Origin of the sequence: Nocardia carnea (assembly GCF_029869215.1) — a bacterium.
Lineage (GTDB): Bacteria > Actinomycetota > Actinomycetes > Mycobacteriales > Mycobacteriaceae > Nocardia > Nocardia carnea_B.
Window position 1 is genome coordinate 1 of sequence record NZ_JARWPM010000092.1, and the last position, 21467, is coordinate 21467.

General features: G+C 67.4%; 22 protein-coding genes. 10 read left to right on the forward strand and 12 right to left on the reverse strand.

Annotated elements, in window-relative coordinates; all coding sequences use genetic code 11:
- Positions 1-391: hypothetical protein (locus QH276_RS04985; protein WP_280406641.1), on the forward strand; the 391-nt coding region annotated here is incomplete at its 5' end.
- A 535-nt stretch (positions 392-926) separates the two neighbouring features.
- Here QH276_RS04985 and QH276_RS04990 read toward each other — a convergent pair.
- The 4 genes from QH276_RS04990 to QH276_RS05005 all read right to left on the reverse strand — a co-directional run bounded on the left by QH276_RS04990 (position 927) and on the right by QH276_RS05005 (position 3888).
- Positions 927-1625 carry a hypothetical protein gene (locus tag QH276_RS04990; RefSeq protein ID WP_280406642.1) on the reverse strand — a complete coding sequence of 233 codons (699 nt, stop codon included), beginning with the start codon at positions 1623-1625 and terminating at the stop codon, positions 927-929.
- A 309-nt stretch (positions 1626-1934) separates the two neighbouring features.
- Entirely contained in the window at positions 1935-2507 is a 573-nt protein-coding gene (locus QH276_RS04995) for a TetR/AcrR family transcriptional regulator (RefSeq protein ID WP_280400469.1), read from the reverse strand.
- Positions 2507-2926: a VOC family protein gene (locus tag QH276_RS05000; RefSeq protein ID WP_280400470.1), complete on the reverse strand. Its 420-nt coding sequence runs from the start codon at positions 2924-2926 to the stop codon at positions 2507-2509. Before QH276_RS05000 ends, QH276_RS04995 begins: the two co-directional genes overlap by 1 nt.
- Before the next feature lie 122 nt (positions 2927-3048).
- Positions 3049-3888, reverse strand: a complete 840-nt coding sequence (locus QH276_RS05005) for an alpha/beta fold hydrolase (protein WP_280400471.1) — start codon at positions 3886-3888, stop codon at positions 3049-3051.
- Between the two features lie 70 nt (positions 3889-3958).
- On the opposite strand from QH276_RS05005, the gene QH276_RS05010 reads away from it, so the two are divergent.
- A complete protein-coding gene (locus QH276_RS05010) occupies positions 3959-4993 on the forward strand; it encodes a helix-turn-helix domain-containing protein (protein WP_280400472.1) in 1035 nt (344 codons plus the stop codon).
- A 44-nt stretch (positions 4994-5037) separates the two neighbouring features.
- On the opposite strand, the gene QH276_RS05015 is transcribed toward QH276_RS05010, so the two are convergent.
- The 3 genes from QH276_RS05015 to QH276_RS05025 all read right to left on the reverse strand — a co-directional run bounded on the left by QH276_RS05015 (position 5038) and on the right by QH276_RS05025 (position 7668).
- Positions 5038-5769 carry a VOC family protein gene (locus QH276_RS05015; RefSeq protein WP_280400473.1) on the reverse strand — a complete coding sequence of 244 codons (732 nt, stop codon included), beginning with the start codon at positions 5767-5769 and terminating at the stop codon, positions 5038-5040.
- A 47-nt stretch (positions 5770-5816) separates the two neighbouring features.
- Positions 5817-6419 (reverse strand): PadR family transcriptional regulator, encoded by a 603-nt coding sequence (locus tag QH276_RS05020; RefSeq protein ID WP_280400474.1) that lies wholly within the window; start codon positions 6417-6419, stop codon positions 5817-5819.
- 301 nt (positions 6420-6720) lie between these two features.
- Positions 6721-7668 carry a helix-turn-helix domain-containing protein gene (locus QH276_RS05025; protein ID WP_280400475.1) on the reverse strand — a complete coding sequence of 316 codons (948 nt, stop codon included), beginning with the start codon at positions 7666-7668 and terminating at the stop codon, positions 6721-6723.
- A gap of 98 nt (positions 7669-7766) precedes the next feature.
- Between QH276_RS05025 and QH276_RS05030 the strand changes: the two genes are divergently transcribed.
- Both QH276_RS05030 and QH276_RS05035 read left to right on the forward strand, forming a co-directional pair.
- Complete coding sequence (locus QH276_RS05030; protein ID WP_280400476.1) at positions 7767-8732, forward strand: DJ-1/PfpI family protein; 966 nt, start codon at positions 7767-7769, stop codon at positions 8730-8732.
- A 74-nt stretch (positions 8733-8806) separates the two neighbouring features.
- Positions 8807-9529, forward strand: coding sequence for a nucleotidyltransferase domain-containing protein (locus QH276_RS05035; RefSeq protein WP_280400477.1), 723 nt, complete (start codon positions 8807-8809; stop codon positions 9527-9529).
- A 41-nt stretch (positions 9530-9570) separates the two neighbouring features.
- On the opposite strand, the gene QH276_RS05040 is transcribed toward QH276_RS05035, so the two are convergent.
- From QH276_RS05040 to QH276_RS05060, 5 genes are read right to left on the reverse strand one after another with little or no spacing between them, the layout of a single operon-like run.
- Complete coding sequence (locus QH276_RS05040) at positions 9571-10317, reverse strand: HpcH/HpaI aldolase family protein (protein ID WP_280400478.1); 747 nt, start codon at positions 10315-10317, stop codon at positions 9571-9573.
- Positions 10317-11123, reverse strand: coding sequence for an SDR family NAD(P)-dependent oxidoreductase (locus QH276_RS05045; protein WP_280400479.1), 807 nt, complete (start codon positions 11121-11123; stop codon positions 10317-10319). Before QH276_RS05045 ends, QH276_RS05040 begins: the two co-directional genes overlap by 1 nt.
- Positions 11124-11172: 49 nt before the next feature.
- Complete coding sequence (gene hisD, locus QH276_RS05050) at positions 11173-12495, reverse strand: histidinol dehydrogenase (protein ID WP_280400480.1); 1323 nt, start codon at positions 12493-12495, stop codon at positions 11173-11175.
- Positions 12486-13220, reverse strand: a complete 735-nt coding sequence (locus tag QH276_RS05055) for an alpha/beta fold hydrolase (RefSeq protein ID WP_280400481.1) — start codon at positions 13218-13220, stop codon at positions 12486-12488. The genes hisD and QH276_RS05055 overlap by 10 nt, the downstream gene beginning before the upstream one ends.
- 1 nt (position 13221) lies before the next feature.
- On the reverse strand, positions 13222-14361 hold the full coding sequence (locus tag QH276_RS05060) for a cupin domain-containing protein (protein WP_280400482.1): 1140 nt from the start codon (positions 14359-14361) through the stop codon (positions 13222-13224).
- A gap of 332 nt (positions 14362-14693) precedes the next feature.
- Between QH276_RS05060 and QH276_RS05065 the strand changes: the two genes are divergently transcribed.
- From QH276_RS05065 to QH276_RS05090, 6 genes are all read left to right on the forward strand, one after another.
- Positions 14694-15698 (forward strand): LacI family DNA-binding transcriptional regulator, encoded by a 1005-nt coding sequence (locus tag QH276_RS05065; RefSeq protein ID WP_280400483.1) that lies wholly within the window; start codon positions 14694-14696, stop codon positions 15696-15698.
- 368 nt (positions 15699-16066) lie between these two features.
- Complete coding sequence (locus tag QH276_RS05070; protein ID WP_280400484.1) at positions 16067-16999, forward strand: carbohydrate ABC transporter permease; 933 nt, start codon at positions 16067-16069, stop codon at positions 16997-16999.
- Positions 16996-17883 carry a carbohydrate ABC transporter permease gene (locus QH276_RS05075; protein WP_280400485.1) on the forward strand — a complete coding sequence of 296 codons (888 nt, stop codon included), beginning with the start codon at positions 16996-16998 and terminating at the stop codon, positions 17881-17883. The genes QH276_RS05070 and QH276_RS05075 overlap by 4 nt, the downstream gene beginning before the upstream one ends.
- Positions 17880-19268: an ABC transporter substrate-binding protein gene (locus tag QH276_RS05080; RefSeq protein WP_280400486.1), complete on the forward strand. Its 1389-nt coding sequence runs from the start codon at positions 17880-17882 to the stop codon at positions 19266-19268. The genes QH276_RS05075 and QH276_RS05080 overlap by 4 nt, the downstream gene beginning before the upstream one ends.
- A 34-nt stretch (positions 19269-19302) precedes the next feature.
- Positions 19303-20331: an ester cyclase gene (locus tag QH276_RS05085; protein WP_280400487.1), complete on the forward strand. Its 1029-nt coding sequence runs from the start codon at positions 19303-19305 to the stop codon at positions 20329-20331.
- A 1-nt stretch (position 20332) separates the two neighbouring features.
- Positions 20333-21415, forward strand: a complete 1083-nt coding sequence (locus QH276_RS05090) for an ABC transporter ATP-binding protein (RefSeq protein ID WP_280400488.1) — start codon at positions 20333-20335, stop codon at positions 21413-21415.
- Positions 21416-21467: the final 52 nt, after the last annotated feature.

The window sequence follows — 21467 nt, forward strand, 5'->3', positions numbered from 1 at the left end:
GATCGCCAACGACAGTTGTCTTGTGCGGCCGGTGACCCTCTGGCAGGAGGCGATCGCCAGGATCCAGGCTCGGTATCTGCCGCCGGACTTCGCGGCGCCGGTCCCGCCGTCTGGTCGTGCGGACGACGCAGAACATCTGCCACACGAGGAAATATTGAGCCGGTCGCAGTTCCGCAGTGTTGATCGGCGGATTTACCGATTCGAGCGTGTCTGGACGGTCGAACAGGCCATCGGTTACCTGTACTCGACATCGCTGCCGCTTCCTCGAGCGCTGGGCGACCGGCGGGCGGCATTCGAAAACGCCGTCGTTGAGGAACTGCACGCGATCGATCCGAGCGGACGGTTCACCGAACCGGTGGCGCTGGAGGTGTTCACAGCCACGCGACCGTAGGGCGCGTCGACGGGAGCGAATCCGCAGCGGCGCCCGGCCTGCGACGCTGCGGACAGCGGAACCGGTCGGCCGCCACACGTGGAGGATCTGTGATCGTGGTCGAAACTGGGTCGTGTCCTCCAGCATCGCGTGGCTACTCTGCTGAGCTGTGGTAAGAGCGGAACTGGCGCAGCTGATCAACTCCCTCTGTGTCCGGCCATGCGCGAGCTGACCCCGATCCTTGGCCCCGGCCCCGAACGGCGATGCTGACCAGCAGCGACGCCATATCCGTTGATCCTTCGGCGGTTACTACCGGGACCCTGAACTACGCCCCTGCCCGAAGCGACGGAAACCGCCCGCCATCGGACAATCCGTCGCCGGCGGCTCAGCGTGACTTTTCTCCGCATACTTCTCAACCTCATCTCCGCCGTCCGTCGACCCCGCAGCATGGGCTGATCACCAGCACGGAGATCCGGCTCGGAATCTTGCCGGGGGCCGATATGAGGTCTCGGTCGGCCTGCGGCGCCGGCCTCTCGCGGCCGTGCAGGTCACCCGTTCACGTGTATCGGAATCCCATACCCCACCCGCGCCCGTGCGCCAACTCGATCACCCGCGCCCACTTACGCATCCGCGCTACGAACTGCGAATACTCCGTGATGCGGTAATTCCCGGCCAGGTGCAGCTCGACGAATGGACGCAATTCCTCCAGGCGCCCCGAGATCCGGGACCACGCCTGCGCCCGATCGGCGACCCTGGCGGGCGAGGACAGGTAATACAACCCGCCACCACCGATGGCGCCGGAGAGTTCACGCCACCGCGCCGGCTCGGGCTCCGATCCGTCTGTATCGAGGAAGTCGTGCACGTCCTCGACCAATCGGAGGAAGCCGGGCAGATCCTCGATCACCTGCGCACCCGCCTCGCAGCTGTATACATCCGGCGATCCCCGCTCCCCGCACGCCTCTTCGTCCTGGACCCAGTGGTAGGTGTCCGTCCAGATGTGCTCGAATTCCAGGTGGACGGTGTCCTTTTCGAGCCCCCAGTCGAAGCGGGCCATCCACCCGTCGGGGTGCAGGCTCAGGCCGTCGGAATCCGTGTCGCCCCACAAGGGATAGCTCTCATCGACCAGGAGATCGAAAGGCGGCTCCGGATCGAAGTACCCGACGCCCAGCCGATAAGAGCGGGGCCGTCGATAGCGCTCGATCTCCTGGGCCAGCCGCACCCAGTCCGCAATGTAGACCGAGATGTACATGCCCATACCGAACTCCCGAATCAGCTCCGACAATCACCCGCACCGGCCCATTGTGGCGGCCGGGCGGCGCCCTCGGCAGCGATTATTCCGCCGGGATGCAACCACCTGGGCAGAGCCGCGGATCGGATCGAAATTCGGTGCGGCCATAGGCACTGCCGCTATCTCGTCGTACTTCGCGCATCAGGGCACGCCTTCTCGTGTCGGCCGAGTCCCCCCATCGAGAAGGCACCCGGCCCGCCCGCAAGCCGACCGGGTAGGGTCCGGTTGCCCAGCTACCACAGAGCCGATTGGATCCGGCGCAGATCGGCGAAAGGGTTACGGCTTACGCCGGATAGCCGCCAGTACCGCATCGACCGATTGCTCGGCCAGGGAATCCGGCAGCGGCAAGTGGCGAAACAGGGCGCGGAAATAGATCGGCGCGGCCACCGCGTCGAGCACGAATCCGATATCGATCTCCGGGTCGACCTCGCCCCGTTCTATCGCCGATTCCAGCGCACGCGCCGTCGTCTCACGACGTGGGCCGAACACTCTGGACCACAACTGTTCACGGAGTTCCGGGTCGGCGGAGAGGTCGGCCACGAGTGCGGGCAGTACCCGGCCCAGCGAGGTATCACGCACTGCCACCACCAGTTCCCGCATGGACGCCACGAGATCCGCGCGGAGATCACCGGTATCCGCCGTCGGTTCGAGCCCGAGCAGATCGGCGACGATATCGACCACCAGGTGGCGTTTGGACGGCCATCGCCGATAGATCGCGGGGCGGTGGACACCCGATTCGGTTGCGACCCGGCCGATGGTCATCCGCGCATACCCCTCGGCATCGAGTACGGCGCGCGCCGCGGCGAGCACGGTGGTATCGATTCGCTCGTCCCGGTTTCGGCCTGCCATCAGAACACCGGCCGCGGCATGAGAACCACCTGCCATCCGTCCGGGTCCGGGAAGGCGATCGCCCCGTTCGCCGCCCAGAACGGATTCTCGGTCGCGACCGGTTCGACCCCGAACTCCCCCAGCCGCTCCACCGTTTCGTACATGCGCGCTTCCGAGGAGAAATACAGCACCAGCAGATTGTCGTTGCTCGGCGCCTCACCCGGACTTCCGTCGGCGTGGGTGGTGAATTCGAGGTGATAGTCCGTGCCAGGAAGTCCCAGCATCACACCGTCGTACCCCGCATGGTTCTCGAAACGGTACAGCTCGTTCAACCCGAGCCCGTCCACATAGAACCGGATCACCTCCTCGAGGCGATCAGTCGGTCGGGCGAACCTGACCTGCACTACGTCGAGGGAATCGGGCCACGCGCTGATCGTCATATGATTACGATACGGTACGTACCGTAATTAATCGATGCCGAGTTCAGCTCGGCCGCCCAAACTGTGGCTGTGCACGGTCGGCGGTCGTGGGGCGCGTACCGTGAGTACCGAGTAGCACTTCGCTACGCGGTGCAGAAATCGATGAGGGCTCGGGCAACCTGGTCGGGTGCGTTCTCGGTGGGGATGTGGTCCGCGTCGGGGATACGGATGAGTGTGGTGTGCGGGATCTCCGCGGCGAACTTCTCGGCGTACCCGACTTTCTCGAAGCTGTCGTCCTCGCCCCAGATCAGTAGTTTGGGCGTCGTGGACCGCCGCAGGGCGGGCATGAGATCCAGGGTGTAGCGGCTGTCGGCTGCGCTCGCCATGGCCATCCAGGAGCGGCGGACCCGCGAATCGGTCCACGGATCCAGATAGTCGGTGATCAACTGCTCGGTGGCGGCACCGGCCAGCGCTTCGGTCACGGCCCGGCGGCGGGCGGCGAGAAATTCGTCGCCGGTGGTCGCCGCGGCGACTGCCGGGTCCCGGAACCGCGCCACGTGCGGCGCGGGCCAGGAATCGTAGGCAACCGAGTTCACCAGGGCCAGCCTGGACACCGCCATCAGTTCATGGACGAGTAGATGCTCGGCGACGGCACCGCCGATGTCATGACCTGCCACCGCGAGCGGCCCGTTGAGCCCGAGCGCGGCGGCGAACCGCACCGTCCACTCCGCGAGAGCGGGGACCGCGGCCGTTTCCGGAGTGAGCTCGCCACCCGATCGCCCCATGCCGGGGAAATCGACCGCGACGGGCCGCAGGCCCGCGTCCGCGAGGCGCGCCAGCACCGGAAGCCACACCCGGCTCCAATATGTCCCGTGCAGCAACAACACGGCCGGACCCTCCCGTCCCGCCGTCAGATAGCTGGCTGTTTCACCGTCCACCTGGACCGAGGTCCGCCACACTTCGGGGTCAGCGATTTCACTCATGGGATCACTCTGACCGGATTTCGCGTCGCGGACGAGAGTCCAGAAAGACATCATTGGGTATATTTCTGCCATGACCCGTCATCGGGTGGTAGCTCTGCTCAACCCACCCCAGTCACCCTTCGAACTCGCCTGTGCCGCCGAGGTTTTCGGCACGGTGCGACCGGACGTGCCGTCGTACTACAGCTTCCGGGTCTGCGCCGAGCACCCCGGCCCCCTGCCGACCACCGCCGGCTACGTCATGCTCATCGACGCCGGACTGACGGCCCTGCAGGAAGCAGACACCGTGATCGTCCCCGGCTGGCATCCACCCGCCGCACCGGTGTCGCCCGCCGTCACGGCGGCACTCCGGGATGCCCACTGGCGCGGGGCCAGGATCGTCGCCATCTGCACGGGGGCGTTCGTCCTCGCCGGAGCGGGATTACTCGACGGCCGCCGCGCCACCACCCATTGGCGCGATGCCGCCCGACTCGCCGCAACCTTCCCCGAAGTGCAGGTCGACCAGGACGTGCTCTACGTGGACCACGGCGACGTGGCGACCAGCGCCGGAACCGGAGCAGGCATCGACCTGTGCCTGCACCTCGTGCGCTCCGACCACGGCGCGGCATACGCCGCCCGGATCGCCAGGAACATGGTCCTGCCGCCGCACCGGGACGGCAGCCAGCTCCAGTACGCCACCCGGCCCGCGCCGGCCGGAGCAGACGAATCGTTGGCGCCCCTGCTGCAATGGGCGACCTCCCGGCTCGGCACCGAACTGACCGTCGACCGGCTCGCCCAACGAGCGGGGCTATCGACCCGCACCCTCGCCAGGCGGTTCACCGAACAACTCGGCACCAGCCCCGGACAATGGCTGCTCCGCCAGCGCCTCGATGCCGCCCGAGTACTGCTGGAACAGACCGGCCTTCCCGTGGAAACCATCGCACGCCGGGTCGGACTGGCCTCGGCAGTCAACCTGCGCCGCCACTTCCGGACACAACTGGGCACCACACCCGGCGCCTACCGACGAACCTTCGGCGAAACCGGCAGGTCGCCTTCCACCGCCACCCGGTCAAACCCCGAGAACGGCATGCTTATGCAAGCTCATGCCGACAATCCGCGTCTTACTTGACATAGCGATGACCGTTTCTGGGTGCTGGCCGGGTGGACGCCTCGTCATCTTCTGAGGCGCGAGCCGACGACCGCTTCCAGGTCTTCGAGGCCCGCCAAGTGTGTGGCGAGTTCGCTGCGTTCGGCTTCGGTGAGGGGGACGGCGCGGGCGCGGGTGAGGGCATCGACCGCGGCGGTGGTGTCGTCGGCGCGGAGGGCGAGTTCGGCGCGGTAGGCCAGCGCCTCGACCAGTTCGACGGCCGGTGCCCCACCCTGTTCCCGGGCCAGCGTGGCGTCCAGAATCTTCACCGCCTGCTGCGTGTCGCCCTTGGAGTCGTCGAGCACGACGGCGTTCTCCAGCGCCTTGGCCAGCTTGCCGACGGCGGGCGCATCCGCGTCATCGGCACCCGGCGACCGGAAGATCCGGATCCAGTTCCCGCCGGGGTCGACCACCGTGAACCCGGAGTGGTTGTCGGCATTCTTGCGTTTCCGCGGACGGGTCATCCGCGGGATCCCGGAGACCAGAAGCTTGCCGTGGACCGCGCGCATACCTGCGGCGAACGCCTCGAAGAGCTCCTGGGTGTCGGGCACGAGGACCACACAACTGCCGTAGGAGTCTTCGGGCTCGAAGCCCGGCATACCGAAGAACTGCAGCTGGAAATCTTCTCGCTGCAGGCCCACGCACGGGTTCGGGCGGACTTGGTAGTAGGTCTGGGTGAAGCCGAGCATGGTGTAGAACTCGACGATCTCGTCGATGGATCTGCACGGAAGCAGCGGGACGGTGATCTCGTGGGCCATGACCGTGCTCCGTCTCGAAGGGAAGGTTTCGCCGATGCTCGCGGCCGCTACTCGGCCGACGCTGCGGGTTGACGGGTGGGGGAACCGGGCTCGCCGGCCATACTGAAAGCGCCCTCTTCCAGCCGATCGATCAGCCGCCGGGTCCACTGGGCGCCGGTATCGGCGGTCGCCAGCCACAGCGAGATGACCTCACCTACCGGGCCCCAGGCGTCCAGCTCGGTGTCCGGGGGCAGATATGCGGTGATGCTCATGCGCCAGTCGCGCATCGCGTCGGCTCGGGTCCGCAGGACCTGCAGGGCCTGCTCCCGGGGTAGGTCCTCGATCAGGCCCACCGCTGCGCACAGGACATCCAGCCGCGGCTCACGGTCGGCCAAGGCCCGGCGCAGGAGACCGAGATACTCCTGCTCACCCTTGTCCGTCAGCTCGTATTCGATTCTCGGCGGGCCCCCGGCGACCGAGGGATCCGCATCGGACGTCGCCGTCAGCAAACCCTGGCCGGCCATGCTCTTGAGGGCGTGATACACCGAACCCGATGTGGCGGTGGACCATTCGTGTGCGCCCCAGGATTCCAGATCCGCGCGGATCTGATAGCCGTGGGCGCGACCGCGCCTGCGCAGTGCCCCCAGGACCAGAAGTCGTACCGGCTTCATCGAACCCCTTCCGCCTCCATAGCCAAATTTGGCTACCGCAACCGAGCGTACTCCGCCGCCGACACATTAGCCAAATTTGGTTACACCGAGTCGTGCGCACTGTGGCGGAACGTCCGGGACCACACGCCTACCACCCGTGGCGAAGAGCTGTGGCGAGAAGGAAACCGGTGCCGCGGCGAGCCCTTCCCACAAGACCTGCGCTCGTGTCAGCACCGGATTCGTCGGCATGGCCACATTCTGCTCACCGTAGCTCCCACGGAGCCACCGCATATCCCACACCTCGGACAGTGTTTGGCGGGGACTAAGCGGGCGGACTCGTCCGGAAGGTCGCACGGTATGCCGCGGGGGTTGTGCCGATCTGCCGGACGAAGTGATACCGCAAGGTTTCGATCGACCCGAAACCCGCTGTTTCGGCGATCTTCTCGACCGAGACGGCGGTCGTTTCGAGCAGTTCCCGGGCCCGGTGGAGGCGGCGGTCGAGCAGCCATTGCGCCGGTGTCGTTCCCGTATGCGCCCGGAATCGCCGCGACAGGCTGCGAACGCTCATCGAGGCCTCGGCGGCGATATCGGCCAAGGACATCGGGGTGGCGAGGTTGTCCTGCATCCATTGCAGTGTCGGTCCGAGATCGTCGGATCGCGTGGCCGGTGCGGGGCGCTCGATGAACTGTGCTTGCCCGCCTCCGCGTTGGGGTGGCATCACGATTTGCCGGGCGATTTCGCTCGCCACCGCCGCACCGTGGTCGCGGCGCACGATATGCAGGCACAGGTCGAGACCCGCCGCGACGCCCGCCGAGGTGAGGATCGATCCTTCGTCGATGAACAGGACCGACGGGTCCACTGTCACGGCCGGGTACCGGGCCGCGAGATGCTCGGCGAGCATCCAGTGTGTTGTCGCTTTCCGGCCGTCCAGCAGGCCCGCGGCCGCCAGCACGAAGGCTCCGGTGCAGATCGAGACCACTCGTGCCCCGCGGTCCGCCGCCGCCCGTACGGCTCGCAGGACGCGCGGGTCGGGCACCGCATCGGGATCGGCGCCCGGGACGATGACCGTCCGAGCGTCGGACGCGGCGTCGAGCCCGTAACGCGAGGAGAAGGCGAACACTTCCTCCCCGGCGGCCGTCGCGATCATGTTCTTCTTCCGTTGCGCACACACCCGGACGCGGTAGCCGGGCGCGAGCGAGAAGACCTGGCACGGAATGGCCAATTCGAAACCCACGACTCCGTCAACAGCCAGTACAGCGACAGGATGCATGGCCAGATCTTACGTAACTATGGCGATCGCGCCACTGTTACGGCAGACCGAAGCTCGAAATACTCGGGAGGTAACCCCAACTCCCCCAGGAGGATCCGATGACTCTTCGCGTACACACGGTGCTCTACGACGGCGCCGAAGACCAGGACTTCATCGGCCCGGTCACCGCGCTCGGCGTCGTGGACGATGTGCAGCACAGCTTCGTCACGGCCGACGGCACCGGCACCGTTACCACCGCGGCAGGTCTCGAGATCACGATCCGCACCCCGTGGTCCCCGGACAGCGCCGATCTGATCGTGGTGCCCGGCGGCGGCTTCGGCGACGGATCCCCCGTCCAGGAACAGATTCGCCGTGGAGTGTTGCCGCGCGCGCTGACCGCGGCCCGGCGTCCTGGATTGATCCTCGCGGCGGTCTGCACCGGCACACTGCTGCTGTCGGCGGCCGGGATCACCACCGGACGACGGTGCACGACACACCACATCGCCGCGAACGATCTCCGGCGGCAAGGGGCGATCGTCGTGAGCGGCCGGGTGGTCGACGACGGCGACCTGGTGACCTCGGGCGGGGTCACCTCCGGCATCGACCTCGGACTGTGGCTTGTCGAACGGCTCTTCGGAGCCGAGGCCGCGGTGCTCGCCGAAGAGGTCCTCGAGCACACACGTCGCAGCGACGGCTGGGCGGCGCACCGCGACGGTGATCGAGAATCCACGCCCCTCGGCACGACCCGGCTGCCTGCCCATGTCGGGGACGAAACGCGGCGGGCCGAGGGGGTTACCTTCGTCAATGCCATCGAACTTCCCACCGAGCGGATCGACGAATTCGTCGAACAGTGGCGTGACCGGGCCGAGCTCATGCGGACGGCCCCCGGATTCCGTGACGTGCGCCTGCACCGGGCGATACTGCCGGACGCGCGGTTCCAACTCGTCAACATCGCCCATTGGGACAGCGTCGAAGCCTACGAGGCAGCTGGTGCGAATCCCACGGTCCTCGCCTCGGTCGACGAAGCGAAAACGATCGCCACTGCCTACCCGGCGCTGTATCGAGTCACCGCCGAATACTCTTGACACACACAACCATCCGCGCTGCGAAAGTAGTGGTGACTATTGCACCGGGGTGCCGAGCACGATCGGATCGGGGGATGAGCATCGACGGGTTCGATATCGCGCGGAGTCTGGTCCGTGAACGCTTCCCCGGGGCACGGGCGGCGTGGCTGGGCGGCAGCACCGTGCTCGGAACAGCGACGCCCACTTCGGATCTGGATATCAGCGTGCTCCTCGACGGCCCGCCCGCCCCGTATCGCGAATCGCTGCGGTACCAGGGGTGGCCGGTCGAATTGTTCGTCCACACCGAAGAGGCGATGCGGTACTTCCTCGAGAAAGACCGCAAGGCCAGGCGGCCGGCGACCCTGCGGCTGATCGGCCGCTCGCTGGTCCTACTCGACAGCGACGGCAGTGGCGAATACCTGCAAGAACTGTGCGCGGCACAATTGGCCGCCGGGCCGGATCCGCTCACCGCCGAGGAACTACGGTCGGCTCGCTACGGGCTCACCGACCGGCTGGACGATCTCGCGGGCTGCGCGGACGACGACGAACGGCTCCTGATCGCCACCGACCTGTGGCGGGACACCGCCGACCTGCTGCTCACCGGGCACGGCCGCTGGACGGGAACCGGCAAATGGTTACATCGGGAACTCGTGTCCTTGGACCGCGATATCGGCACGGAGTACGCGAAAGTACTGGCCGGCGATGTTCGCGCGGTGAGCCGGGGAAACGTGGAACCGATCGCCGAAACCGTCACCCGGGTACTGAATATTTTCGGCGGTCGCTTCTTCGACGGATACACCGTCCAAGGGCCCGCCTGAGCACCCGGGCGCTGCTGGTCGAGCGTCGGCGGGCCCGGCGTTCACCGCACCGCGCGCAACTCCGCGAAGGTTTCCATCAGCACGTGGCTGAGGTTGATCACCACGAGTTCGCTTCCGGTCGCGAAAGCGGCCCGCGCCCGTTCCGCGCCGGGGACGATCACCAGGCGGATGCGCCCCTGCCCGGCCACGGCAGTATGGACCTTCTGCAGGGCGGCCACCACCGCGGGATCGGCGGGGCCCGCGGCGCCCATCGATACCGCGAGGTCGGCGGGCCCCGCCATGATGCCGTCGAGCCCAGGCGTGGCGGCGATCTCGCCGACATTGCGGCAGCCCGCTTCCGATTCGATCATGGCGATGACCAGCGTGCCCGCCGCGTCGGCCGCGAGATGGTCCGCGGCCGAGGCGGTGCCGTACCGGCCGGCCCGCCCGTAGGTGGCGAATCCCCGATCACCCACGGGTGGGTAGCGGGCGGCGTGCACCGCGGCAGCGGCCTGCGCGGCGTCGTCCACATGCGGGACGACGATTCCGGTCGCGCCGTGATCGAGCACCCGCTGGATCAGCGCGGGCTCGTTCTGCCCCACCCGGACCAGCACTTCCATACCGTGGACCTGGGCCGCCGCGATGTGCTGCCGCAGCGGGATCAGGTCGGCGGGGCCGTGTTCGCAGTCGATCAGAACGTAGTCGAAACCGGCCACGCCCAGCATCTCGACGAGTTCTTCGGAGGGCATCCGGACCAGCGCGCCGAGCAACCGCTCCCCCGCGGCCAGGCGCTGTTTCAGCGCGGCCATCAGCGTGCCACCATCCCGGCGGAGAGGTCGATATCGGCGGCGCAGAGGCCGGGCATCGCGAGCATCGCCAGGACCGCCCGGGCCACCTCGTCCTCGGTGACCATACGACCCAGCGCCGCCCGTGAGACGAAGGCACGTTCGGCCTCTTCGTAGGTGGTTCCGGTGCGTTCGGCCTCCAGCCGGAAGTTACGGTGCATCCGCGCACTGTCCACCGGGCCGGGCGACAGCGAGTTCACGTTCACCCCGAGCGGCCCGACCTCGGCCGCGAGAGTGGTGGTGAGCCCGATGACCGCCATCTTCGACGCGCAGTAGGGGGTCCGGCGGGCCAGCGGCCGCTTCCCCGAAACCGACGCGAGATTGATGACGTCGCCGCGGCCCGCGTCGACCATCGCGGGTACGAACGCACGGCACACCAGGTAGACCCCGCGCACGTTGACCGCGAAAACGTCGTCCCAATCGCCGGGCGCGATCTCGGTGAGCGGGGCGACCGGCCCCGGCACGCCCGCGTTGTTGACCAGGATCGATATCTCTTCGCCGGTGAGCTCGGCGGCCAATTCCGAGACCGACTCCGGGGACGCGACATCGCAGACCGCGGCGCGCATCGATTGCGGATACCGCGCGACGACCCGGTCGAGTTTCGCCCGGTCACGCCCGACCGCTATCACCCGGGCCCCGGCCTCGGCCAGCGCCAGCGCGATAGTGGCGCCGAGCCCGCTCCCGCCACCGGTGACCAGCGCGGTCCGCCCCGCCACCGGATCGTTCCCGGGTCGGTTCACACCGGTGTTGCCGGCAACCAGATCGCTCATCGCCGGCACCCCGCGGGCGCCCGGCGCGCGGCTGCCCGCGCCACACCGCTCACGAGTTCGCTCCGGCGTACACGTCCCGCGCCCACGGCAGGTCCGCGCCCGCGTACTTGGCGGCCCGCACATCGCCGGACCGCGCATGGCCCTCGAACAGTTCGACGCGGGCGGCGCGTCCGCACACCTCGCCCAGCTGTGCGCTCGAGGCCCGGTTCACGACCTCGGAGTAGGTCACCGTCTTCAGGTATTTGCCGACCCACAGGCCACCGGTGTAGCGCGCGGAGCCGCGGGTCGGGAGCACATGGTTGGTACCGATCACCTTGTCGCCGTACGAAACACAGGTGCCTTCGCCGAGGAACAGACCGCCGTAGTTGGTCATCTTCGCGAGCGCTTCGCGTGGCTCGCGGGTGAGGACCTCGACATGCTCGCTCGCATAGGTGTCGGCGAGCGCGTACGCCTCGTCGAGGGAGTCGACCACGAGCACCTCGCCGTGATCGCGCCAGGCCGGCGCCGCGAAATCGGCGGTGGGCAGATCCGGCAGCAGCGCCTCGATATGCTCGATCACCTTCCGGCCGAGGGCCTCGGACGTGGTGATCAGCACCGCGGGCGAATCCGGGCCGTGTTCGGCCTGGGAGAGCAGATCGACCGCCACGACGAACGGATCGGCGGCGTCGTCGGCGATGACCAGGATCTCGGTGGGGCCGGCGAAGAGGTCGATACCGACCTCCCCGAAGAGCTGCCGTTTGGCCTCGGCGACATAGGCGTTCCCCGGGCCGGCGAGGAGGTCGACGCGGTCGATGGTTTCGGTGCCGCGGGCCAGCGCGCCGATCGCCTGGACCCCGCCCAGCAGGTAGATTTCATCGGCGCCGGCCAGATGCATGGCGGCGACGGTCGCGGCGGGGATCTCACCACGGATGGGCGGGGTACAGGCCGCGACGCTCGGTACCCCGGCGACCTTCGCGGTCACGATGGTCATATGCGCCGACGCGGTCAGCGGGTACCGGCCGCCCGGCACGTACGCGCCGACCCGGTCGATCGGGATGTGCTTCTGCCCCAGGTACACACCCGGCAGTGTTTCCACCTCGAAATCGGTGAGCGAATCACGCTGATGCTGCGCGAAGGTCCGCACCTGGCGCTGGACGAATTCGATATCCGCGACCACCTGCGCCGGCAGCGTGGCGATGATCTCCTCGATCCGGGTCCGCGAGAGCCGGAACGATCCCGGGCTCCACTTGTCGAACTGCTCGGAGTACTTGCGTACCGCGGCGTCGCCGCCGAGGCGAATGTCTTCCAGGATCGCGGAGACCCGCTCGCTCACATCGGATCGGTCCTGGCGGACCACCTCGGCGGGGATCGGCTTCTTCAGTACTACGGGCATGTCGGCTCCTGTCGGGTGGTTCGGTATGCGGCGACGGCCTGCAGCCATTCGCCCATGAGTTCGGAAATTCGGTGTGGCACTTCCCAGGTACACAGGTGACCGGCCGCGTCGAGCGTCTCGAGGCGGGCCCCCGGAATCGCATCCGCGATGGCGCGGTGGAATTCGTAGCGGCACAGCGCGTCCTCGGCCGCCGAGACGACCAGCGCGGGGCATTCGACGGCCGACAGCGACGGCACCGAATCGATGCGGTCGGCCTGGGCCCGTAACTGGTTCTGGAACCGGTCCGGGCCCACGCGGTGCGCCATCGCCACGACGCGATCCATCCGCTCCGGGGTGCGGAACCGGCCGGCGAGCATGGTGGGTGCGATGGTCTCGCGGACGACCGTCCCGAACTCACCGCGCAGGGTCCGGAATGCCATATCGTGCCAGGACCGGTACTGGGCGGCGGTCGGAGCGTGCGGGTTGGTCGAGACCGCACAGAATCCGAGCACGCGCTCGGGGGCGCGGCGCAGCACCTCGAAACCGACGATCGCGCCCAGGCTCAGGCCCGCCAGCGCGAAGGGACCGTCTACCGCGGCAAGAACCTGGTCGGCCATCCCCGCGATCGACGGGGAGTCGATCGCCGCGTGCACCGCACGGAAACCCGGGCCGAGACGCACCTCCGCCCACAACTGCGCATCACACAGCATGCCCGGCACCAGGACCACGGGAAGTTCGCCGGCCATCTCAGCGCTTCCGGCGCGGCACCAGCGCGTACGGCGCGAGGTAGCCGTTGTGGTCGAGGGCGTCGCCGGCGTCGGCGGCCGCCTTCACGACCTCCTCGTCCCAGGTGAGCCGCACCCGGCCGTCTCCGCTGTTCACGACCAGCAACAGCGCCGTCTCATCACCCACATTACGCACCGACCGGTACGCGTTCGCCGGAACCGACAGCATGTCCCACGGGCCGAGCCGGACCGTGCGGGCGTCGGCGCCGCGGTTGAGGGTGACCTCCCATTCGCCGTCCTTGACCATCAGCACCTGCCGCTCCGAATGCCGGTGCGTCGAGACGCCGGTGCCCGGTTCCGCCCGCAACCAGGCGATATTGTGTCCGTGCGGGTTGTGGATACGCGGCACCTGGGTGACGTCCTCGGACATGCCGTACCCGATCACCAGCCCGAGTTCGACTCCGCCGCCGGGCAGGGCGGAGTCGAGCAGCGCCCGCCGCGACCACTGGATGTTCTCGGGGGTCGCGACCCGTTCGGCCATCTGTTCGACGGTGAACGGTCGCAGGGCGGCGATCTGCTCATCGCTGATCGGCTCGACCAATTCGACGTCTTCGGGCAACTCGTCACCGGCGACGGTATCGATGAGCTTGTTCTCCGCGGTCAGGTACAGGCCGTAACCCTTGGCCTCTTCCAGGACCGACGGGCCCCAGATGATCCCGCCGGTATCGTCCATCCCCAGCGCCGTGAACAGAATGCCGTCGTCGGGCCCGATATTGGTGAACCCGCGGAAGATCCAGGTCGGGATGGAGGCGATCTCACCCTCCCGCAACACCAGTTCGCCCTGTTCGCCTCGGGCGCCCCAGCGCAGCTGGTATTCGCCGCGGAAGCAGAGGAACACCTCGGCGGTGAAATGCAGGTGCAGGTTGTTGGTGACCCCGTTGGGCATGGCCGCCGCACCGATCTGGAAGCCGTGCGGTTCCTGCAGGTTCACCACCTGGCCCGAGCTCTGCGTGACGCCCCGGCCGATCATCGAATAGTTCTGCTTCTTATCGGAACCGGGGGTACGGCAGTCGATGAACGCTTGATTGCAGGAGACGAAATCGCTGCGCCGGATGGTGTACCGGTCGAGGTCGGCGGCGGTGACGGTGACTTCGGGGGACATCTGACCTCTTCTTCTCACAATGGGCGCTCGGCCTCGAGGGCGGGCGGCGGGGGCCACAAGAAACGGGATTCGCGCACGAACGCGGAGTATTTATACGTATGCATCGTGCCGGAAGTGCGCCGCGCTGTCAACGAACAGCGTTCGCGCGGAGATCGAAGAACTCGATTTACCCCTTCCCACCGGTCGGTTCGCCGCCGGAAACGAACCGAGGGCACCGCGACACCGAGGGAAGCGAGGGAGCAGTCGTCATCGACTAAGATTCGTATTCACACCACCGGAACCGTTCCGGCGCGGGCGCCAACCGGTGGCCGCGCACCCGATCAGGGGGATCCATGCCGATCACGAGTCGCGACGTCGCACGACTGGCGGGCGTATCGCAGCCGACCGTCTCCCGCGCATTGCGTGGCGACCCCCGGGTCGCCGCGGTGACCCGCGCGCGGGTCCAGGAAGCCGTCGAAGCCCTGGGCTATGTACCCAGTGAGGCGGGGCGCAGCCTGGTGACCCGGCGGACGAAGCGGATCGGCATCGTGGTCAGCGACCTGACCAACCCCTTCTACCCGCATCTGCTGGGCCCGCTGCACGACGAACTGGAGAAGCATTCCTACCGGATGATGGTGTTCACCGAGCGTTCGGACAACCAGGTCCCCCTCGAACAGCTGGTGGACGGTTCGATCGACGGCGCCGTCCTGCTGACCAGCAATCTCGATTCACTGCTCCCGGCCGAGCTACAACGCCGCCGCCTGCCGTTCGTCTTCCTCAACCGCGAGAGTTCGCCGCATACCGCCGACGCCGCAGTGGTCGACAACGAGCACGGTGGCCGGTTGGCCGCCGCCCATCTCACCGAACGCGGCCACCGGCGTATCGCCGGCATATTCGGCCCCGAGACCACCAGCACCGGGCGCGACCGGGAGCTGGGTTTCCGGGCCGCACTCGCCGAATCGGGTATCGCCCTGCCCGGCGCATTCACCTACCGGGGCCCGTTCGAGTTCGAGACCGGCTACCACGCGATGCTCGAACTCCTCGGCGCCGAGCCGCGGCCCACCGCGGTTTTCTGTGGAAACGACGTGGTCGCGATCGGGGCCCTCAACGCCGCCCTGGCCAGGGGCGTTGACATTCCCGGCGACCTGAGCCTCATCGGCTTCGACAACATCCCGATGGCCGAGTGGGAGGCGTTCCGCCTGACAACGGTCGGCCACGACCTCGACGCGATGGCCGCGGCCGCCGCCCGGCTGCTCGTCGAGCGGCTGGAGAGCAGGAACAGCACCGACGGGCCGCAGCGCGTCGTCATGACTCCGCAGCTGATCGAACGCGCGACGGTCGCCCCGCCGCCGGCCTGAAGGTCCGGGGCGGCACCCACCCCGTGCATACGTATCATCGACTGGCTCGGCAAACTTGGACGCTCCGGGATTCGGACGTGCCGCAATGGGTCCCACCTGCACATCAGCAAACAGGCAGACCTAGGTTAATGCCACGTTTCCCTCTGCGTTGATCCGAACCGACCTCTTGTCATTCTCGAATACATACGCATACACTCACCGGACACCGTGAGAGCCGCGTTACATCTCGCCGCCTCCCCTCCCTCTCCCCTTATGCGGGATCACAATCCGAAGGAGTTCAGAGTGAAGCCGAGCAGCCCACACGGGGCCGTGCCACTCCCCCGGCCGGGCATCCCGACCTCCTGCCCGCTTCGGCCCCGGACGCGGCGATGACGGCCACGACAACCGCCGGCGGCGGTCGCGCCACCCGGCGCGGACATTCCGCCTGGCGCCGGATCGGCGTGCCCTACGCCCACCTCGCGCCGGCACTCATCGCCATCGTGCTCACCACGATCTACCCCCTCGGCGTCGCGCTGGTGAACAGTTTCCGCCACTGGCGGGTCAACGAGACCCGCGAACCGCAGGAGTTCGTGGGCTTCGAGCAGTACACCAAGGCGCTCACCGATGACACCTTCCACAACGCGGTCTGGGTGACCGTGGTCTTCACCGTGCTGTCGGTGGTGCTGTCGGTGGGCCTGGGCCTGGTCATGGCGTTGATCCTGAACAAGGCGACCTGGCTCAACGGCCTCACCAAAGCGCTGCTGATCCTGCCGTTCGCCATCGCGCCCGCCCTCAAGGGCTATTCCTGGCGGTTCATGTTCAACCCCGATTACGGCGTCTACGACAACATGCTCGATACGGTGCTGCCGTTCACCCGGGATATCAACTGGCTCGGCGACCCGTTCTGGGCGCTGATCGTGGTCACCCTCAGCGAGATCTGGGGCTGGGCCCCGCTCATCGCACTGATGTTCCTGGGCGGCCTGGGCGCCATCTCACCGGAGATCCGGGACGCCGCCCGCGTCGACGGTGCCAACCCGTGGCAGGAGTTCTGGCGGATCAAGTTCCCGCTGCTGCGGCCGCTGATCCTGATCGTGGTGTTCCTGAAGGCCGTCTGGTCGGTGAAGATGTTCGACCAGGTCGTCACCACCACCGGTGGCGGCCCGGGCCGGGCCACCGAGACGCTGAACTTCTTCGCCTACGAGCAGGGCTTCACCTTCCTCGATATCGGCTTCGCCTCGGCCGTCTCGTGGATTCTCGTCCTCGTCCTGGGCGTGCTCGCCACCGGATACCTGATCCTCATGGGTCGCCAGGAGCAGAAATGACCGACACCCTCGAATCCGTCACCGCGCCCGCGCCCGCCGCACCGCGGCAGAACCGGCGCTCGCCTTCGCTGCTGGTTCGCGCCGGCAACCTGCTCCGGTTGCTGGGCACACTGGCGATCCTGTTCTTCGTGATGTTCCCGATCCTGTGGCTCACCCTCACCGCGTTCAAACCCGATCGCGAGGTTTTCTCCACTTCGGTGCTGTTCAGCCCGTCGCTGGACAACTTCCGGGCGATCATCGGCGGCCGGAACGATCTGGTCGAGCCGATGTGGAACAGCATCATCGTGGCCGTCGTGACCACCGTGATCGCGGTCCCGCTGTCGATGCTGGCCGCCTACGGTTTCTCCCGGTACAAGTTCCCGGGCGCGAAACCGATCCTGCTGGGCATCGTCGCGACCCAGTTCATTCCCGGTGTCGCGATCGCACTGCCCTTCCTCACCATGTACCGCGACCTCGGTCTGCTCGACACCCACCTGGCCCTGATCGTCACGAACCTGGCGATCGTCGTGCCGTACAACACCTGGTTGCTGAAAGGATTCGTGGACAGCCTGCCGATCGAGATCGAAGAGGCCGGGCGGCTCGACGGCTGCGGTCAGTTGACCCTGCTGTGGCGGGTAGTCACCCCGCTGGCCGCTCCGGGCATCTTCGTTGCCGTCGTCTTCTCGTTCCTGCTCGCCTGGAACGAATTCCTCTTCCCGACCTTCCTGGCCCGCAGCAACGCGGTCACCCTGCCGGTATCGCTGATGACGCTGGACCAGCCCGACGGCGTGCTCTGGGGACAGATGGCCGCCGCCGGCCTGCTGGTCATGGTGCCGATGATCGTCCTCGCGACGCTGGTGCGTAAGCACTTCGCGCAGGGCATGACCCTAGGAGCAGTCAAGTGAGGCTTCGGTTCGGACGCCCGCATCGGACGACCCGGCGGCGCGGGGTACTCGCCCTGGCCTTCGCGACGGCGGTCGCGGTACTGGCCGGCGGTTGTACCAGCGCACCGGAGACCCGGAATCTGATGGAGCAGGTGGCGGAGGCACCCGTGGGCGCCGACGGCCTGCTCGAGGGCAAACCCTACGACGGCACGACCATCCGGTTCCTCACCTGTTGCGCGACGGTGCCGCAGTTCGCCGCACTGCATCAGCGGACCGCGGAGTTCACCGAACGCACCGGGATCGAGGTCGAGTGGTCGAATATCCCCTACGCGGCGTACCTGCAGAAGATCGTGGCGGAAAGCGCCATCGGCGGCGGCACCTACGACGCCCTGATCTGGCCGGACGCCTGGGGGCCGTCACTGAAGATCGGCGTCCAGCCGCTCAACCAGGTGATGGCCGCACACGGGGTGACGATGGACGATTTCTCCGGCCCCTTCAAGGAGGCCGCGGCCGCGGGGGAACCGGGTACGACCTACGGAATGCCGGTCCGCGGGTTCTCCTACAACCTCTTCTACCGCAAGGACATCTACGCGAAGCTGGGCCTGACCCCGCCCGCCACCTGGGACGAGTACTACCGCCAGCTCGGCATCATCAAGAAATCCGTGCCGGAGTATCCGCTGGCCGGCCAGTTCAACCGGCGTAACGGCCAGAACCTGAACACCTGGCTGTCCATGTTGTGGAGCAACGGTGCGGAACTGCTCGACGAGAACGGCCGGCCGGCCTTCGACACCCCGGCGGGCATCGAGGCGACCGAGAAGTACCTGGAGTCCTTCCGCGCCGGCTACACCCCGCCCGAGTCGTCGAACTGGGGCGAACTCGAATCCACGCAGGCCTTCCTCAACGGTGACGCCGCCACCGTGTTCACCTGGTCCTGGCATCTGGAGGACTACGTCAACCCGACCAAGGCCGCGCCCGAGCTCGCCGGAAACGTGGGGGTCGCCCCGATGCCGGCATTCCCGGGTAACGAGGAACAGAGCTACGCCTACACCTGGCTGGCCGGGGTCCTGAACACCTCACACCATCAGGGCGCCGCCTGGGAGTACGTCAAGTGGATGTCCAGCGCGCAGACCGAGCGCACGATCGCACTCGACAAATCCGCCCCCGCGACCAGCACCGGGATCACCATGCACGATTCCAACATGCTCGATCCCGAGGTCAACGCCGCCAACAACGACCTCCCCGCCCTGCAGTACGAGAGCTTGCAGTCGGGCCGTGCGATCCCGATGAACCTGGATTGGCCCCGGATCATGGACATTCTCGCGGTGGCGATCAGCAATATGGCCAACGGCGCAGACATCCGCGCGCAACTCACCGATGCCGCACACCGCATCGGGGAACTGGACTGAGCGCGACGCGCGCCCGCACACGAAAGCCGAACCTATGACCTTGAAAGACAGTGCCTTTCTGCCCTATGCGGATCCGGAGGAGTTCATCGTCGAATGGACCGATCGCATCTGGGTGCAGCGCGGCGTGGGATTGATCCGGGAGAACTACGCGCCGGATGCCATCGTGCACGGCGCGTACGGCACCGGGGTCGGGGTGGAGCCGGTGGTGGCCGCCACGCTCGCCAAGATCAGCGCCTTCCCGGACCGGGTGGGCCAGGCCGAGGACGTGGTGTGGGAGGCCCGCGGTGACGACGCGTTCCTCAGTTCGCACCGCATCTTCAGCAGCGGCACGAATTCCAAGCACACCGTGTACGGCCCGCCCACCCATCGCCGGTTCTCGCATCGGACCATCGCCAACTGCCTCTACCGCAACGGTGTGATGGAAGAAGAGTGGGTGATCCGCGACGAACTCGCGGTGGTCCAGGATCTGGACCTCGACCCGTTCGAGGTGGCCCGCACCCTGGCGTTCCGCGGTTTCACCGGCTCGGCCACGCGGGACACCCCGGTGGAGCCGCTGACCGCCGGCGATTCCGGAACCCGGCCCGGGTCCCATCGCGAACAATGCGCCTTCGTCCTGGACATGTTCGATACCGTGCTCGGGCAGGCGATGTTCCATCGCATCGACGATTACATCGCCCGCGATATCACCTGCCACACCGTCGGCAACCGCACCGTCACCCGGCCGCGGAACTACCAGGAATCGTGGCTGGACGTGCTGGCGCCGTTCCCCGACGCCCGGATCGAGGTCCGCGATATCGTCGCCAACGATTCGGCCGCGCACGGTGGCCTGCGCGTCGGCGTCGTCTGGTGGCTCACCGGCACATACTCCGGGCTGCCGGTCTTCGGGTCACCCACCGAATCCCCGGTCGAAATCCTCGGATCCTCCCAGTTCCTGTTGCGCGACGGCCGCATCGTCGAGGAATGGCGGGTCTACGACCAGCTCGCCGTCCTGGCGCAGATCGCCCGGGCCCGCGGCGACGAACCCTCCGGCCGTCCGGCCGAATCCTCTTCGGAAAGGCATTGACATGGCAGAAGTCCGTTACGAGAAGGCGACTCGCCGCTACGCCGGGTCCGACACCGCCGCGGTCGACCGGCTCGATCTGGAGATCGCCGACGGCGAATTCCTTGTCCTGGTCGGCCCGTCGGGATCGGGTAAGACCACCGCGCTGCGCATGCTGGCCGGGCTCGAGGATGTCGACGAAGGCTCGATTTCCATCGGCGCGCGCGACGTGACCTTCGTACCGCCCAAGGAACGCGATATCGCCATGGTGTTCCAGTCCTACGCGCTCTACCCGCATATGAGCGTCGGCGACAATATGGGTTTCGCGCTGAAACTCAAAGGTGTGCCGAAGGAGACCATCCGGCAGAAGGTCGCCGATGCGGCGAAAATGCTGGACCTCACCCAGTTCCTGGACCGTAAGCCCAAGGCACTGTCCGGCGGGCAGCGCCAGCGGGTCGCGATGGGCCGGGCCATCGTGCGCGATCCGGCGGTATTCCTGATGGACGAGCCGCTGTCCAACCTCGACGCCAAACTGCGTGTGGAGACCCGCGCGAATATCGCCTCGCTGCAGCAGCGGCTGGCGACCACGACCGTCTACGTCACCCACGACCAGGTGGAGGCGATGACGATGGGCCATCGGGTGGCGGTACTCAAAGACGGTGTGCTGCAACAGGTCGCGTCGCCGCGCGAACTCTACGACCGGCCGGCCAATGCCTTCGTCGCCGGCTTCATCGGCTCACCGGGCATGAACCTCACCACCCTGAATGTATGCGCCGAGGGACTCGAACTCGGCGATTCCACCGTCCCGGTGTCGCGGGCGGCACGGGCGGAGCTGCGCGAAATCGTCTGCGGGATAAGGCCGGAAACACTGCGCCTGGTCGGCGAGGCCGACGAGGGGTTCGCGCTCACCGTGGAACTGGTCGAGGAACTGGGCGCGGATGCGTATGTCTACGGGACTGTCCTGAGCCCGTCCGGGCCGCACCGGGTCAATGTCCGGGTCGACGGCCGGACCCCGCCGCGGATCGGGCAGACGGTACGCGTCGGCCTGCGCAACCACGACGAAGTCCATCTGTTCCATCCGGAAACCGGCGACCGTCTGGCCGCCTGATCTCGGCTTTCCCGAGGCGCCGACCGAGTGACCCCGGCCGGCGCCTCGGGCT